The following is a 13399-nucleotide window of genomic DNA, read 5'->3' as shown; positions in this document are numbered from 1 at the left end:
CCGGAGCCGGACGGGGAGCGCCCGGTGGTGGCGGTGACGAGGCACATGTCCCCCGCACGGGGGCGACCGGGTGAGAATCGGTGCCATGGGAAAGACGTACGACCGCATAGACGGCAGGCTCCGCGCCTTCATCGAGGCCCAGCCCCTCTTCTTCACCGCCACGGCGCCGTTGTCCGACGACGGCACGATCAATCTGTCCCCCAAGGGTGTGTCCGGCTCGTTCGCGGTGCTCGACGAACGGACGGTGGCCTACCTGGACTTCGCCGGCAGCAACGCCGAGACCATCGCGCATCTGCGGGAGAACGGCCGCATCACGTTGATGTGGTGCGCGTTCCAGGGCCCGCCGAACATCGTCCGTGTCCACGGCCGGGGCGAGCCGGTCTTCCGCGACGACGAGCGTTTCGAGGAACTGCTCGCGCGCTTCCCGGGCGTCGACCCGGTTCCGCACGGGCTGCGCGCCGTCATCGTCGTGACGGCCGACCTCATCCGTGACACCTGCGGTTACGCCGTGCCGCTCATGGCCTACGAGGCCGATCGCGACCTGCACCGCAGGCGGTTCGAGCGGGAGGACGACGCCTCCCTGGCGCGCTACTTCGAGAAGAAGGAGCACATCGCCACGAGCATCGACGGTCTGCCCGGGCTTCCGCTCCCCCTGCCGCCACGCGGCTCCTAGCGGGCCTCTCCCCGAGGCCCTGCCGGGCGGGCTTCGCCCGGCCCCTCCCCGCTACCGCACAACGGGGCTTTCGCAATGCTCACTTCACGAAGTCCTCGACGACCTTGGGCGGCCAGGTCCCCACGGTGAGCACGCCCATGGAGTAGGCGCGGGAGACCAGCGCGGCCCGGTTGGGGACCTTCAGCTTCCGCAGCAGGCAGGTCACGTGGTACTCGACGCCCTGCCGGCTGAGGTAGAGGCGCGCGGCCAGCGGGATGGTGGAGACCCCGGCCGCGATGCCTTCGAGGATGCGCGCGTCCATCTCGGAGAGGATCTTCTTCCGGTTGGTGACCACGCGCGCGCCCTCCGTACTCCGGGTGGTAGGCATCATCACCAGGATCGCCGTCGTGTCCGGCAGGCCGCCTCGTACCGCGACCGCGGTGAGGGGGACGCTGAACGCCGACTCCTCCCCCGGGCCGACGGCGATGACAGGAGCGACGAAGCGCTCGTGCCTGCCCTCGAGCAGGTGGGAGAACTGGCGCATGAGCGGCTGCCGGACGCTCGGGTGCACCACGTCGCGGATGCTGCGACCGCATATCTCTTCGGACGAGCCGTTGAACTGGCGGAAGAACTCCTGGTTCGCCTGCTGGATGGTGAGCGCTCTGTCGAGGCTCGCCATGCACAGACCCTGTTGGTCGGACTGCTGGCGCACGGCCACGCCTCCTGCCTGGCCTAACGGGGTGTCATGAGCGACGGTCCGGGCCGAATCCACGGGCGCGGGGGCTGAGTTCAGCAAGAGCTTGGACCCTTTCGTGGCACTTCACGTGGGAGGTGAAACTAATTGGAAGACTAGTTACCAACAAGCCCGGGGGGCAACGAAACCCTGGGCGTTTCGCCTAATTCTGCGGTTCCGGTGTTCGGTTCCACGGGTTCGTGACTACGGTGGTTCGGTACGGGCGTGGCCTCGAAATTGCCCTGGTTTGACGCCATAGATGCAGCAGATTTTCACCCTCTGCTCACACGGCATCACACAACCGGTGACGGCCGACGCGGCGGCAACCGAACAGTCGGAGACTCCGCTATGCCGATCACTACCGCCCCGGAACAGCCCGCGCGCAACACTCAATTCATCGCGGCAATACGCGCGGATGAGAAAATCCCGCCCCCGGTTCCAGGCCCCGATAAGAATTCGCCAAACTCTTGCGGATAGGCGGAATCTCCGGCCTGACCGCCGGTACGCACACCCCCGGAGGGGCGGTAACCGGCCACGGCGGGGCCGGGCGGGGGCAGAGTCTAAGGATTTCCCGGCGCCCGGCGTGAGATCAAAGGTAGGTGCGGCCAGCCGACCCGCACGGGGGCATGCCCGCCGAGCCCCGCCCGCCACCGTGAAAGGGAATACATGGACTCCGCCCGACGGCCGATCCTCTTCGTCAGCCTTCCGGAGAGCGGTCTGCTCAACCCCATGCTCGTACTGGCCGCCGAGCTCTCCCGTCAGGGCGTGGAAGACCTGTGGTTCGCCACCGACGAACCACGGCGCGACGAGGTCAAGAAGATCGCGGAAGGCGGCTCGCCGGTGGAGTTCGCCTCCCTGGGCGATGTCATCCCGGAGCTGTCGGCCGTGACATGGGGCGACGACATCTACCGCAAGGTCACCCAGTCCTCACGGTTCAAGGCCCACCGCGCGGTCATCCAGCACACCTACCGGCCCGACCTCCAGGCGGTGAAGTTCCGCCGGCTCGAGGCAGTGGTCGACGAGGTGCGGCCGGCGCTGATGGTCATCGAATCGATCAGCTCCTTCGCCATCGAGCTGGCCGTCGCACGGAAGATCCCGTACGTGCTGAGCGTGCCGTTCCTGCCGAGCAACGTGCTGACGGCGCACACGCCCTTCGGCAAGGGCTACACACCGTCGTCCTTCCCCGTCCCGCACTCCGGCCTGCCGGCCAGGATGACCCTCGCCCAGCGCGTCGACAACGAGCTGTTCAAGCTGCGGACCCTCGGGATGTTCCTCAACCCCAAGATGGGCAAGGTCTTCGCGGAGGACACCCGACGGCGCAAGGAGCTCGACCTCCCGCCGCTCAGCCAGATGGCGAGGATCGACAACGCCGAGATGGTCCTGTGCAACTCGATCGCCGAGCTGGACTATCCCTTCGACATCCCGGAGAAGCTGCGGCTGGTCGGCGCGATGGTGCCGCCCCTGCCCGAGGCCGCGGACGACGAGGACCTCTCCCGGTGGCTGGACGCCCAGCCGTCGGTCGTCTACGTGGGGTTCGGGACCATCACCCGGTTGACCCGGGGTCAGGTCGCGAACATGGTGGAGGTCACCCGCCGGCTGCACGGCCGGCACCAGGTGCTGTGGAAGCTGCCCAAGGAGCAGCAGCACCTCCTGCCGCCCAAGGAGAAGCTGCCGGCCAACCTGCGCATCGAGAGCTGGGTCCCCTCACAGCTCGACGTCCTGGCCCATCCGAACGTGAAGGTGTTCTTCACGCACGGCGGCGGCAACGGCTTCAACGAGGGCGTGTACTTCGGCAAGCCGCTCGTGGTGCGGCCGCTGTGGGTGGACTGCTTCGACCAGGCCGTCCGCGGCCGGGACTTCGGCATCAGCCTGACCCTCGACCGGCCCCAGGACCTCGCCGTGGGAGACGCCCTCGACAAGCTCGAAAGGGTGCTGAACACCCCCTCCTTCCGCGAGAACGCCGAGCGGCTCGGCGCCCTTCAGCGCGCGGCGGGCGGCCGGACCACCGCCGCCGACCTCATCCTCGGGCTCCCGGCCCTGGCCTAGGAGCACACGAGACACCCACGTACGAGGAGAAAGAAGCGAACGATGTCGTACAAGTACCCCGTGTCCAGGCCCGCCCTGGACGGCAGAGAGCTCGAATACCTCACCGCGACCGTCGAGGACGGCTGGATATCGTCCCAGGGGCCGATGGTCCAGCGCTTCGAGCGCGCCTTCGCGGACTACAACGGGATCGCGCACGGCGTGGCCTGTTCCTCCGGGACCGCCGCCCTCACGCTGGCCCTGCGGGCCCTGGGCGTCGGCCCGGGCGACGAGGTGATCGTCCCCGAGTTCACCATGGTCGCCTCCGCGTGGGCGGTCACCTACACCGGGGCGACCCCCGTCTTCGTCGACTGCGGTGACGACCTCAACATCGACGTCACCCGCATCGAGGAGAAGATCACGCCGCGGACGAAGGTGATCATGCCCGTCCACATCTACGGGCGGCGCTGCGACATGGACGCGATCATGGACCTCGCGTACCAGTACAACCTGCGGGTCGTGGAGGACTCGGCCGAGGCCCACGGTGTCCGCCCGGTGGGCGACATCGCCTGCTACTCGCTCTTCGCCAACAAGATCATCACGTCCGGCGAGGGCGGCATCTGCCTGACCGACGACCCCCGGCTCGCCGGGCAGCTCGCGCACCTGCGCGCGATGGCCTTCACCAAGGAACACAACTTCCTGCACAAGAAGCTGGCCTACAACTACCGGATGACGGCCATGCAGGCCTCCGTCGCCCTGGCCCAGACCGAGCGGCTGGACGAGATCCTCGAAACGCGCCGCGCGATCGAGAAGCGCTACGACGAGGGTCTCGCGGACGTCCCCGGCATCACCCTGATGCCGCCCAGGGACGTGCTGTGGATGTACGACCTGCGGGCCGAACGCCGCGAGGAGCTGCGGGCGTTCCTGGCCGAGGCGTCCATCGAGACCCGGCTGTTCTTCAAACCGATGAGCCGGCAGCCCCTGTACCTCGACCCCGAATGGCCCTCGCTCAAGGCGAACGTCTTCGCCGAGGACGGCCTGTACCTCCCCACGCACACCGGGCTGACCGCCGCCGACCAGGACTTCGTGATCGGCAGGGTCCGCGCGTTCTACGGCGTGGGCTGACCGGCCCGCCCGAACAGGAGATATCCGTACCATGACGCTCTCCGACCCCTTGGTGGTCGACTTCCCGCTGCGCAAGCCCGGCGTGCCCTTCCCGCCGCCGAGCTACACCGGTTACCGCGAACAGGAGGGACTGGTCCTTTCCCACCTGCCCAACGGCGACCGGGTCTGGCTGGTCACCCGGCACGAGGACGTACGCGCCGTCCTGACCGATCCGAGGATCAGCTCCAACCCCGAGCACAAGGGCTTCCCCAACGTCGGAGCGAGCCTGGGGGTGCCCAAGCAGGACCAGATCCCGGGCTGGTTCGTGGGGATGGACTCCCCGGAGCACGACCGGTTCCGCAAGGCCCTCATCCCCGAGTTCACCGTCCGGCGCGTCCGGGCGATGCGGCCGGCCATCGAGCAGACGGTGGACCGCATCATCGACGACCTGCTGGCCTCGGGTGACTCCGGTGACCTCATCGCCGATTTCGCGCTGCCCATCCCCTCCCTGGTGATCTCGTCGCTGCTCGGCGTGCCGCCCGGCGACCGCGAGTTCTTCGAGTCCAGGACGCGCACGCTGATCGCCATCCGCGCCTCGACCGAGGAGCAGCGGACGGCCGCCGCCAAGGACCTGCTGCGCTACATCAACCGCCTGGTGGCCATCAAGGAAAAATGGCGCGGCGACGACCTGATCAGCCGGCTGCTGGCCTCCGGTTCGATCGCCCCCCATGAGCTGCCCGGCGTGCTGATGCTGCTGCTCATCGCCGGTCACGAGACCACGGCGAACAACATCGGGCTCGGCGTGGTCACGCTCCTGACGAACCCTCAGTGGATCGGGGACGACCGGGCCGTGGAGGAGACGCTGCGCTTCCACTCGGTCGCCGACCTGGTGTCCCTGCGGGTGGCGGTCGAGGACGTGGAGATCGCCGGGCAGCTCGTCAAGGCGGGCGAGGGCATCGTGCCCCTGGTCGCCGCGGCCAACCACGACGAGTCCGCCTTCGAGTGCCCGCACATGTTCGACCCCTCCCGGTCCGCCCGCCACCACGTGGCCTTCGGCTACGGCGTGCACCAGTGCCTGGGGCAGAACCTGGTGCGGATCGAGATGGAGATCGCCTACCGGAAGCTCTTCGAGCGCATACCGACGCTCGAACTGGCCGTGCCCTTCGAAGGGCTGGCCGTCAAGACCGACGGCGTGCTGTACGGCCTGCACGAGCTGCCGGTCCGCTGGTAACCGACGCCCCCACCCATCCGCCGGGCGTGCCGTCGGCCGCCCGGCGGGCCCGAACACACCGCAGGAGAGACACCGACATGCGTATCACCGTTGACCCCGACCGCTGCGTGGGGGCGGGCCAGTGCGTGCTGTCCGCGCCGGAGGTCTTCGACCAGGACGACGACGGGCTGGTCACCCTCCTCATGGCCCCGGGCACCGAGGACGAGGCCAAGGCCCGGCTGGCGGGCGGCCTCTGCCCGTCCCGGGCGATCACCGTGCACGAGGACTGACGCACGCCACGGGCGATCCGCCGGCCGCGTCCCCCAACCGACGAAAGCCTTTGAGTTCCTGGAGTGATGGTGTCCGTCCACACAGATGACTACGCGATAGACCCGCCCGCCGACACAGCCGGTGTACTGGGAGGCTTCACGCTCCCCGAGGTGTTCGAAGCCGCCGCGGCGACCGCCCCCGACGCGGTGGCCGTCGTCGACGGGGACCGCTCCTGGACCTGGCGGCAGTGGCGGGTGGAGGTCGACGCGCTGGCGCGCGGTCTCCAGGAGTCGGGCGTCACACCGGGCGACGTGGTGGCGGTACGGCTGCCGAACTGCTGGGAGTTCGAGACCCTGCACCTGGCCGCCGCGGCCGTCGGAGCCGTGCTGCTGCCCGTCCACCAGGGCACCTCGGAGGCCGACACCCGGGGGCTGCTGACCCGCGCGGAGCCGGTCCTCCTCGTCCTGTCGGCCGCCGGGGGCACGGCGCCGGAAGCGGCCCGCGCGCTCCTCCGGGACGTGCCGTCGCTGCGGTCCGTACTGGTCACCGGGGCCTTCGAACCGGAGGCCGGAGAGCCGGGGATCGCCCCGTTCGACGGACTGCCGGCGGCCTGGGCGGGCCACACGCCCCGGCCGGTGGACGTCACCCCCGAAATGCCCCTCCTGCTCGTCCCCTCGTCCGGTACCGGCTCGGCGCGGCCCGGACTCTGCGTGCACAGCCACGACGGCCTGCTGTCGAACACCGCGGCCGTCACCGCCGAGGCCTCCGACGTCTTCCGCCGTCCGGTCCTCACGGCCTGCCCCCTGACCCACCTGTTCGGCCTACAGTCCATGCACACGGCGCTGTTCGCCGCGTGCGGCCAGGTCCTGCTCACCGGATGGGACCCGGACCGGTTCCTGGAGCTGGCCCGGCGGCACGATCCGGGTGTCGTCTTCGCGGTGCCGGCCCAGCTGCACGACCTCGTCACCCGGCTCGCCGGGCCGGACGGGCCCACGGGCTTCCGGCCCCACCAGGTGCGTACGGCGGGCGCCCCCGTCCCGTCCGCGCTCGCCGGGGACGTCGAGGCCGTACTCGGCTGCGGCCTGGCCGTGGTGTGGGGGATGTCCGAGGCCGGCACCGGCACCTGCACCCGGCCCGGCGACCCCGCCGGCAGCGTGGGCCGGCCGGTGAACGGCTCCCGGGTCCGCGTCGTCGACGAGCACGGCGCGGAGTGCCCGGCGGGCGACACCGGCGAGCTCCAGTTCCGCGGTCCCGGCCTGTTCCGCGGCTACTTCCGCGAGCCGGAACGGACGCGCTCCGCGGTCACCGAGGACGGCTGGCTGCGCACCGGCGACCTCGCGGCCGTCGGCCCCGACGGCCTGGTGGTCCTGCACGGCCGGGCGACCGAGCTGATCAACGTGGGCGGCCGGAAGTTCAGCGCCGCCGAGGTGCAGGGCCTGCTCGCGGGCCTCAAGGGCCTGGGCCCGCTGGCCGTGGTCGGCACCCCGGACCCCCGGCTCGGGGAGTGCCCCACCCTGGTCGTGACCGACCACGCGGATCCCGCCATCGGGCTGACCGAGGTGACCGCCTTCCTGCGAGGGCTGGGAGTCGCCGACCACAAGATCCCCCTGGAGCTGGCCGGTGTGCGCGCGCTCCCCCTGACCCCCGCCGGGAAACTCGACCGGCGAGCGCTGGAACGGCTCCTGGCCGGGAACGAGGCCGCGCCCGCCCCGGTCCGCCCCGGCGCGGCCCCGCCCCGCTCGACCGAAGAGGCGCTGGAGCTCGTACGCACCTGCGTCGGCAGGGTCCTCGGGCGCGGTGACTCCCCCGGCCCCTTCTCCCCCGACGCCGGCTTCCGCCGCCTCGGCCTCGACTCCCTCCTCACGGTCCGGCTGCGCAATCTGCTGCGGGAGGAGACCGGGCTGCCCCTCCCGGCCACCCTGGCCTTCGACTTCCCCACCCCGCTGGCCGTCGCCCGGGTGCTGACCGGGCAGGAGGAGACCGCCGAGGAGGCTCCCCCGGCGGCCGGGGCGGACTCCGCCGAACCCGTGGCGATCATCGGTATGGCCTGTCGCCTGCCGGGCGGCGTCGACTCCCCCCGGGCCCTGTGGGACCTGCTCGCGGACGGCACCGACACCATGTCCGGGTTCCCCACCGACCGCGGCTGGGACCTCGACCGGCTCTTCGACGACGACCCCGACCGCCCCGGCACCACCTACGCGCGCGAAGGCGGCTTCCTGCACGACGCGGGCCACTTCGACGCCGGGTTCTTCGGCCTCTCCGACCAGGAGGCGACGGCGACCGACCCGCAGCAGCGGCTGCTCCTCGAAGCGGCCTGGGAGACCTTCGAACGGGCGGGCATCGACCCGACGAGCCTGAAGGGAACCCGCACCGGTGTGTTCACCGGAGCCGCGCACCGCGACTACGCCGCCGGCCTCGCCGTCGCCCAGGGCGAGCTGGAAGGCATGCTCGGCACCGGCACCGCCGGAAGCGCGGTCTCCGGGCGCCTCGCGTACACCTACGGACTGGAGGGCCCGGCCCTGACGGTGGACACCGCCTCCTCGTCCTCCCTCGTCGCCCTGCACCTGGCCTGCCGGTCCCTGCGGTCGGGCGAGTCCACCCTCGCGCTGGCCGGCGGCGTCACCGTCATGGCCTCCCCGGCCCCCTTCACCCACTCCGCCCGGCTGCGCGCGCTGTCCCCCGGCTCCCGCGCCAGGGCCTACGCGGACGGCGCCGACGGCTCCGCCTGGTCCGAGGGCGCGGGACTGCTCCTGCTGGAACGGCTCAGCGACGCCCGCCGCAACGGACACCGCGTCCTGGCGCTCGTACGCGGCTCCGCCGTGAACCAGGACGGCGCCTCCAACGGGCTCACCGCGCCCAGCGGGCCCGCGCAGCAGCGCGTCATCCGCCAGGCCCTGGCCGACGCCCGGCTGACTCCCCAGGACATCGACGCCGTGGAGGGCCACGGCACCGGCACCCCGCTCGGCGACCCCGTCGAGGCCCAGGCCCTGCTGGCCACCTACGGCAGGGAGCGCCCCGAGGGACGGCCCCTGTGGCTGGGCTCGGTGAAGTCGAACATCGGGCACACCCAGGCGGCCGCCGGCGTCGTCGGGGTCATCAAGACGGTGCTGGCCATGCGGCACGGCGTGCTGCCCCGGACCCTGCACGTGGACGCCCCGACGTCCCGGGTGGACTGGTCGGCCGGTTCGGTGCGGCTGCTGGACGAGGCCCGGCCCTGGCCGCGGACGGACGGACGGGCGCGCCGGGCCGGGGTGTCCTCGTTCGGGCTCACCGGCACCAACGCCCACGCGATCCTGGAGGAGGCACCGGCCGAGGACGACACGGAGACCACCGCCGGGACCCCGGAGCCGGCCACCGCCGCGCCCGCGCCCTGGATCCTGTCCGCCCGCAGCCAGGCGGCGCTGCGCGCCCAGGCGCAGCGGCTGGCCGAGCGCGGCCAGGCCCGGCTCGGGCTGACCGCGCAGGACGTCGCCTACTCGCTGGCCACCACGCGCGCCCTGCACCGGCACCGGGCCGTCATCAGCGGCCCCGGGCACGAGGAGCTGCTGTCCGCCGCCGCCGGGTTCGGGGAGGGCAAGAGGGTCTCCGGAGTGACGGTCGAGCACTCCGCGCCGGGCGGTCTCGGCATCGTCTTCCCCGGGCAGGGCTGCCAGCGGCTCGGCATGGGGCGCGAGGCGGCCGAGGCGTTCCCCGTCTTCGCGGCCGCGCTGCGCGAAGTGTGCGACGTCATGGACACCCTGCTGGAGCGGCCGCTCACCTCGGTGATGTGGGCGGACCCGGACTCCGAGGAGGCGGACCTCCTCGACGAGTGCGGGTACGCGCAGCCGGCGCTGTTCGCCGTCCAGGTCGCCCTGTACCGGCTCTTCGAATCCTGGGGCGTGGTCCCGGACCTCGTGGCGGGGCACTCGGCCGGCGAGACCGTCGCCACTTATGTGTCGGGCGGCCTCGACCTCAAGGACGCGTGCGTCGTGACGGAGGCCCGGGGCAGGCTGATGGACGAGCTGCCGCCCGGCGGAGCGATGGTGGCGGTCCGCATCTCGGAGAGCGAAGTGGCGCCGCTGCTCGCCGAGTTGCCGGGCCCCGTGGCGATCGCCTCCGTGAACGCCCCGAACTCCGTCGTGCTCGCGGGCGCCGAGGGGCCGCTGGCCGCGCTCACGGACCGGCTCAACGCCGCCGGCCACAAGACCCGGCGGGTCGCGGTGAACGGTGCCGGCCACTCGCCGCTCGTGGAGCCCATGCTGGAGGAGCTCGGCGCGGTCGCCCGCGGCCTCTCCTACTCCACACCCACCATCCCGCTGGTCTCGACCGTCACCGGCCGGCGCATGAGCCCCGAGGACGCCCACGATCCCGACCACTGGGTGCGGCATCTGCGGGACGCCGTGCGGTTCACGGACGCGGTCGACCGGATCCGGGATGAACGGATCACCAGGTTCCTGGAGCTGGCCCCGCATCCGGTCCTCACACCGCTGATCGACGAGTGCCTGGAGGGCGCCGACCCCGGCCACGGGGCCGCCCTCGTGCCCACCCTGCGCGCCGGCGAAGGCGAGCGGCAGGCCCTGCTCACGGCGGTCGCCCGGCTGCACGCCCATGGCGTGCCCGTGGACTGGCACGCGGTACTGCCCGACGCCCGGCCCGTGCCCCTGCCGACCTATCCCTTCCAGCGCCGGCGGTTCTGGCTGGCGTCCGACCCCACCGGCCGGGCGGTCGCCGGGCCCGTCGGGGACGCCGCGGACGAGGTGGCCACCGCCGACGGGGCACCGGAGCTGGCGGCCCGGCTGGCGGGCCTCGAAGAGCCCGCGCAGGACGCGCTCATCCTCTCCCTGGTCCTCGACGAGATCTCCGCGGTGCTCGGCGACGAGGCGGGGATCGACGAGAGCGGCCAGACGTTCAAACTGATGGGCGTCACCTCGGTGAGCGCGGTCGAACTGCGCAACCGGATCCACACGGCCACGGGCGTGCGGCTGCCGGCCACCCTGGTGTACGACCACCCCACGCCGGAGGCCGTCGTCCGGCTCATCCGCGAGCGGCTCCGGCCGTCGGCCACCGCCCTTCCTCCGCGCGACGTGGCCTCCGTCGTCGCCGAGCTGGAGTCCCTGCTCGCCTCCGGTGCGGAAGTCTCCGGGGAGACGGTGGCGCGGCTCAAGGCGATGGCCGCCGGCCGGGACGCCGAGACGCCCTCGACCGGTGCGCTCGACCTGGCGTCGGCCAGCGACGACGACCTGTTCCGCCTGATGGACGGGGTCGGGTGACCGGTGCGGGTGAGGGGGCCCGCGGGCCCCCTCACCCGCCGGAGCGGCCGGCGTCCGCCGACCCCGCACCACAGCTGGGCGAGCCCCGGGACCCTTCGTGTACGGCCAGTGGCTCGGCACACCCCTCGCGCAGGGCTCGCAGTCGATACCACCGCCGCCGGAACCTTCCCGCGCGGCACTCGGAACACTCATCTGCGGGAGAACAGCCATGAGCGGGCTCGCCCTGCCCACCGCCGCCCGGACCGCCGGGGACATCATGATCGAGGCGGCCGACGTCAGCAAGACGTTCGGTTCGCTACGCGCACTGGACTCGGTGAGCGTCTCCGCGCGCCGGGGAACCGTGCTCGCCCTCCTCGGACACAACGGCGCGGGCAAGACCACCCTCGTCAACGTCCTCACCGCGGCTCTGCCCCCCACCTCGGGGCGGGCCGCGGTCGCCGGTTTCGACGTCGTGCGCGAGCCGCGCGAGGTACGCAAACGGGTGGGCCTGACCGGGCAGTTCGCCTCGGTCGACCCCCAGCTCACGGGACGGGAGAACCTCGTCCTGCTGGCCCGGCTGCTCGGCGCGTCCCCCCGCTCGGCCCGGACCAGGGCCGATGAGCTGCTGGAGCTGTTCGGCCTCCAGAAATTCGCCGCGCGCCGGCCGGGCACCTACTCGGGCGGGCTGCGCAGGCGCCTCGACCTGGCCGCTTCCCTGGTCGGCCACCCCGACGTCATCTTCCTCGACGAGCCGACCACCGGTCTGGACCCGTCGAGCCGGCTGAACCTCTGGGAGATCGTGGAGGGGCTCGTCGCCGAGGGGACCACGGTCCTGCTCACGACGCAGTACCTCGACGAGGCGGACCGCCTCGCGGACTCCATCACCGTCCTCTCCGCCGGCGCGGTCATCGCGAGCGGCACCTCCGGCGAACTCAAGGCCACGGTGGGACGGCCCACGGTGACGGTGACCCCGGATGCCGGGGCCGACCCGGCGGTGGCCTGCGACGCCCTGCGACGAGCGGGCCTGGAGCCGGTGACGGACCACGAGAACGGCACCATCGTCATCGTCATCGAGGCCTCGAAGGACGTCGCGGTCGTGATCAGGGCGCTGGACCAGGTGGGGATCGAGGCCGCGGAGCTGTCGTTCCGGGAGCCGACCCTCGACGACGTCTATCTCACCCTGGCGGACCGGACCGCCCGGTCCTCCTCATGAGCCTCCCCCGCCCCGCGGCCACCCCGCGGGCACACACCATTCCTGTGAATCGCTCACGCATATCGCTCATCGCGCAGATCGTGGAGACCCTATGACCACACAACTCATCGGAACACCCAACTCAGCGCCGCCGGCCCCGGATTCCACCACGGGGTCGGCGGCTGCGTGGGGCGGTGGCAGTTCGATGTTCACCCAGGTCCGGGTGCTCACCGGCCGCTCGCTGCGCGCACTGGTGACCGATCCCGGCGTGATCCTCTTCGGCCTGTTCCAACCAGTGATCATCCTGTTCATGCTGACCCAGGTCTTCAGCGGGATGGGCAAGTCCGCCCACTTCCCCGAGGGGATCAGCTACCTCGACTACGTGATGCCGGCGGTCCTGGTGGACAACGCGGTGCAGTCCGCGATCCAGTCCGGGATCGGCGTGGTGGACGACCTCAAGAACGGCATGGTCGCCCGGCTGCGCTGCCTTCCCGTCCACCCCAGCTCACTGCTGATCGCCCGCAGCCTGGCGAACCTGGTCCGCGCCACGATCCAGATCGTGATCGTCATCGTGCTGGCCGTCACCGTGCTCGGCTACTCCCCCGCGGGAGGCCCGGGGAAGCTCGTCGCCTCGGCCGGGCTGGCGCTCTTCATCACCTGGACCCTGGGATGGGCGTTCATCGCCGCGGCCACCTGGCTGCGGCGCGCGGAGCCCATGCAGAACCTCGCCGTCATCGCGATCCTCCCCTTGATGTTCGCTTCGAGCGCCTACGTCCCGATCGACGACCTGCCGGCATGGCTGGGCGCGGTCGCCCAGGCCAATCCGCTGACGTACGCGATCGACGCGACGCGCTCGCTCGCGCTCGACATGCCCGGCACCGGCTCCGGCCTGATCGCCGTGCTCATCAGCAGCGTCATCGCCGTCGTGGGTGGCGTGCTCGCCGTCGTCGGCTTCCGTCGCCCGCTCTGAGGCGGCTGATCCCCTCTC

At 71.8% G+C, this 13399-nt stretch carries 9 protein-coding genes; 8 read left to right on the top strand and 1 reads right to left on the bottom strand.

Going from position 1 to position 13399, the window contains the following annotated elements:
* The first annotated feature begins 85 nt into the window (after window positions 1-85).
* Window positions 86-673, top strand: a complete 588-nt coding sequence (locus SMD11_RS32380) for a pyridoxamine 5'-phosphate oxidase family protein (protein ID WP_087929822.1) — start codon at window positions 86-88, stop codon at window positions 671-673.
* 79 nt (window positions 674-752) lie between these two features.
* On the opposite strand, the gene SMD11_RS32375 is transcribed toward SMD11_RS32380, so the two are convergent.
* A complete protein-coding gene (locus SMD11_RS32375) occupies window positions 753-1364 on the bottom strand; it encodes a helix-turn-helix transcriptional regulator (RefSeq protein ID WP_267896878.1) in 612 nt (203 codons plus the stop codon).
* Window positions 1365-2051: 687 nt separating this feature from the next.
* Between SMD11_RS32375 and SMD11_RS32370 the strand changes: the two genes are divergently transcribed.
* The 7 genes from SMD11_RS32370 to SMD11_RS32340 all read left to right on the top strand — a co-directional run bounded on the left by SMD11_RS32370 (window position 2052) and on the right by SMD11_RS32340 (window position 13381).
* The gene (locus SMD11_RS32370; RefSeq protein ID WP_087929821.1) at window positions 2052-3431 is read left to right on the top strand and encodes a glycosyltransferase; all 1380 of its coding nucleotides are present in this window, start codon (window positions 2052-2054) and stop codon (window positions 3429-3431) included.
* 42 nt (window positions 3432-3473) lie between these two features.
* Window positions 3474-4532, top strand: a complete 1059-nt coding sequence (locus tag SMD11_RS32365; RefSeq protein WP_087929820.1) for a DegT/DnrJ/EryC1/StrS family aminotransferase — start codon at window positions 3474-3476, stop codon at window positions 4530-4532.
* A 31-nt stretch (window positions 4533-4563) separates the two neighbouring features.
* Window positions 4564-5742 carry a cytochrome P450 gene (locus tag SMD11_RS32360; protein ID WP_087929819.1) on the top strand — a complete coding sequence of 393 codons (1179 nt, stop codon included), beginning with the start codon at window positions 4564-4566 and terminating at the stop codon, window positions 5740-5742.
* Between the two features lie 77 nt (window positions 5743-5819).
* Window positions 5820-6011: a ferredoxin gene (locus SMD11_RS32355; protein WP_087929818.1), complete on the top strand. Its 192-nt coding sequence runs from the start codon at window positions 5820-5822 to the stop codon at window positions 6009-6011.
* Between the two features lie 66 nt (window positions 6012-6077).
* Complete coding sequence (locus SMD11_RS32350) at window positions 6078-11240, top strand: type I polyketide synthase (RefSeq protein ID WP_087929817.1); 5163 nt, start codon at window positions 6078-6080, stop codon at window positions 11238-11240.
* Between the two features lie 208 nt (window positions 11241-11448).
* A complete protein-coding gene (locus SMD11_RS32345; protein ID WP_234366274.1) occupies window positions 11449-12432 on the top strand; it encodes an ATP-binding cassette domain-containing protein in 984 nt (327 codons plus the stop codon).
* Window positions 12433-12616: 184 nt separating this feature from the next.
* Window positions 12617-13381: an ABC transporter permease gene (locus tag SMD11_RS32340; protein ID WP_234366273.1), complete on the top strand. Its 765-nt coding sequence runs from the start codon at window positions 12617-12619 to the stop codon at window positions 13379-13381.
* Window positions 13382-13399 lie beyond the last annotated feature (18 nt).

The organism is Streptomyces albireticuli (assembly GCF_002192455.1).
GTDB lineage: Bacteria > Actinomycetota > Actinomycetes > Streptomycetales > Streptomycetaceae > Streptomyces > Streptomyces albireticuli_B.
Note: the sequence above shows the minus strand (reverse complement) of the source record. Positions and strands in the feature narration are given on the sequence as shown.

What these genes read in the sequence shown, in the direction of transcription:
- SMD11_RS32380 (WP_087929822.1), top strand. Translation starts at nt 86, where the DNA reads ATGGGAAAGACGTACGACCGCATAGACGGCAGGCTCCGCGCCTTCATC.
- SMD11_RS32370 (WP_087929821.1), top strand. Translation starts at nt 2,052, where the DNA reads ATGGACTCCGCCCGACGGCCGATCCTCTTCGTCAGCCTTCCGGAGAGC.
- SMD11_RS32365 (WP_087929820.1), top strand. Translation starts at nt 3,474, where the DNA reads ATGTCGTACAAGTACCCCGTGTCCAGGCCCGCCCTGGACGGCAGAGAG.
- SMD11_RS32360 (WP_087929819.1), top strand. Translation starts at nt 4,564, where the DNA reads ATGACGCTCTCCGACCCCTTGGTGGTCGACTTCCCGCTGCGCAAGCCC.
- SMD11_RS32355 (WP_087929818.1), top strand. Translation starts at nt 5,820, where the DNA reads ATGCGTATCACCGTTGACCCCGACCGCTGCGTGGGGGCGGGCCAGTGC.
- SMD11_RS32350 (WP_087929817.1), top strand. Translation starts at nt 6,078, where the DNA reads ATGGTGTCCGTCCACACAGATGACTACGCGATAGACCCGCCCGCCGAC.
- SMD11_RS32345 (WP_234366274.1), top strand. Translation starts at nt 11,449, where the DNA reads ATGAGCGGGCTCGCCCTGCCCACCGCCGCCCGGACCGCCGGGGACATC.
- SMD11_RS32340 (WP_234366273.1), top strand. Translation starts at nt 12,617, where the DNA reads ATGTTCACCCAGGTCCGGGTGCTCACCGGCCGCTCGCTGCGCGCACTG.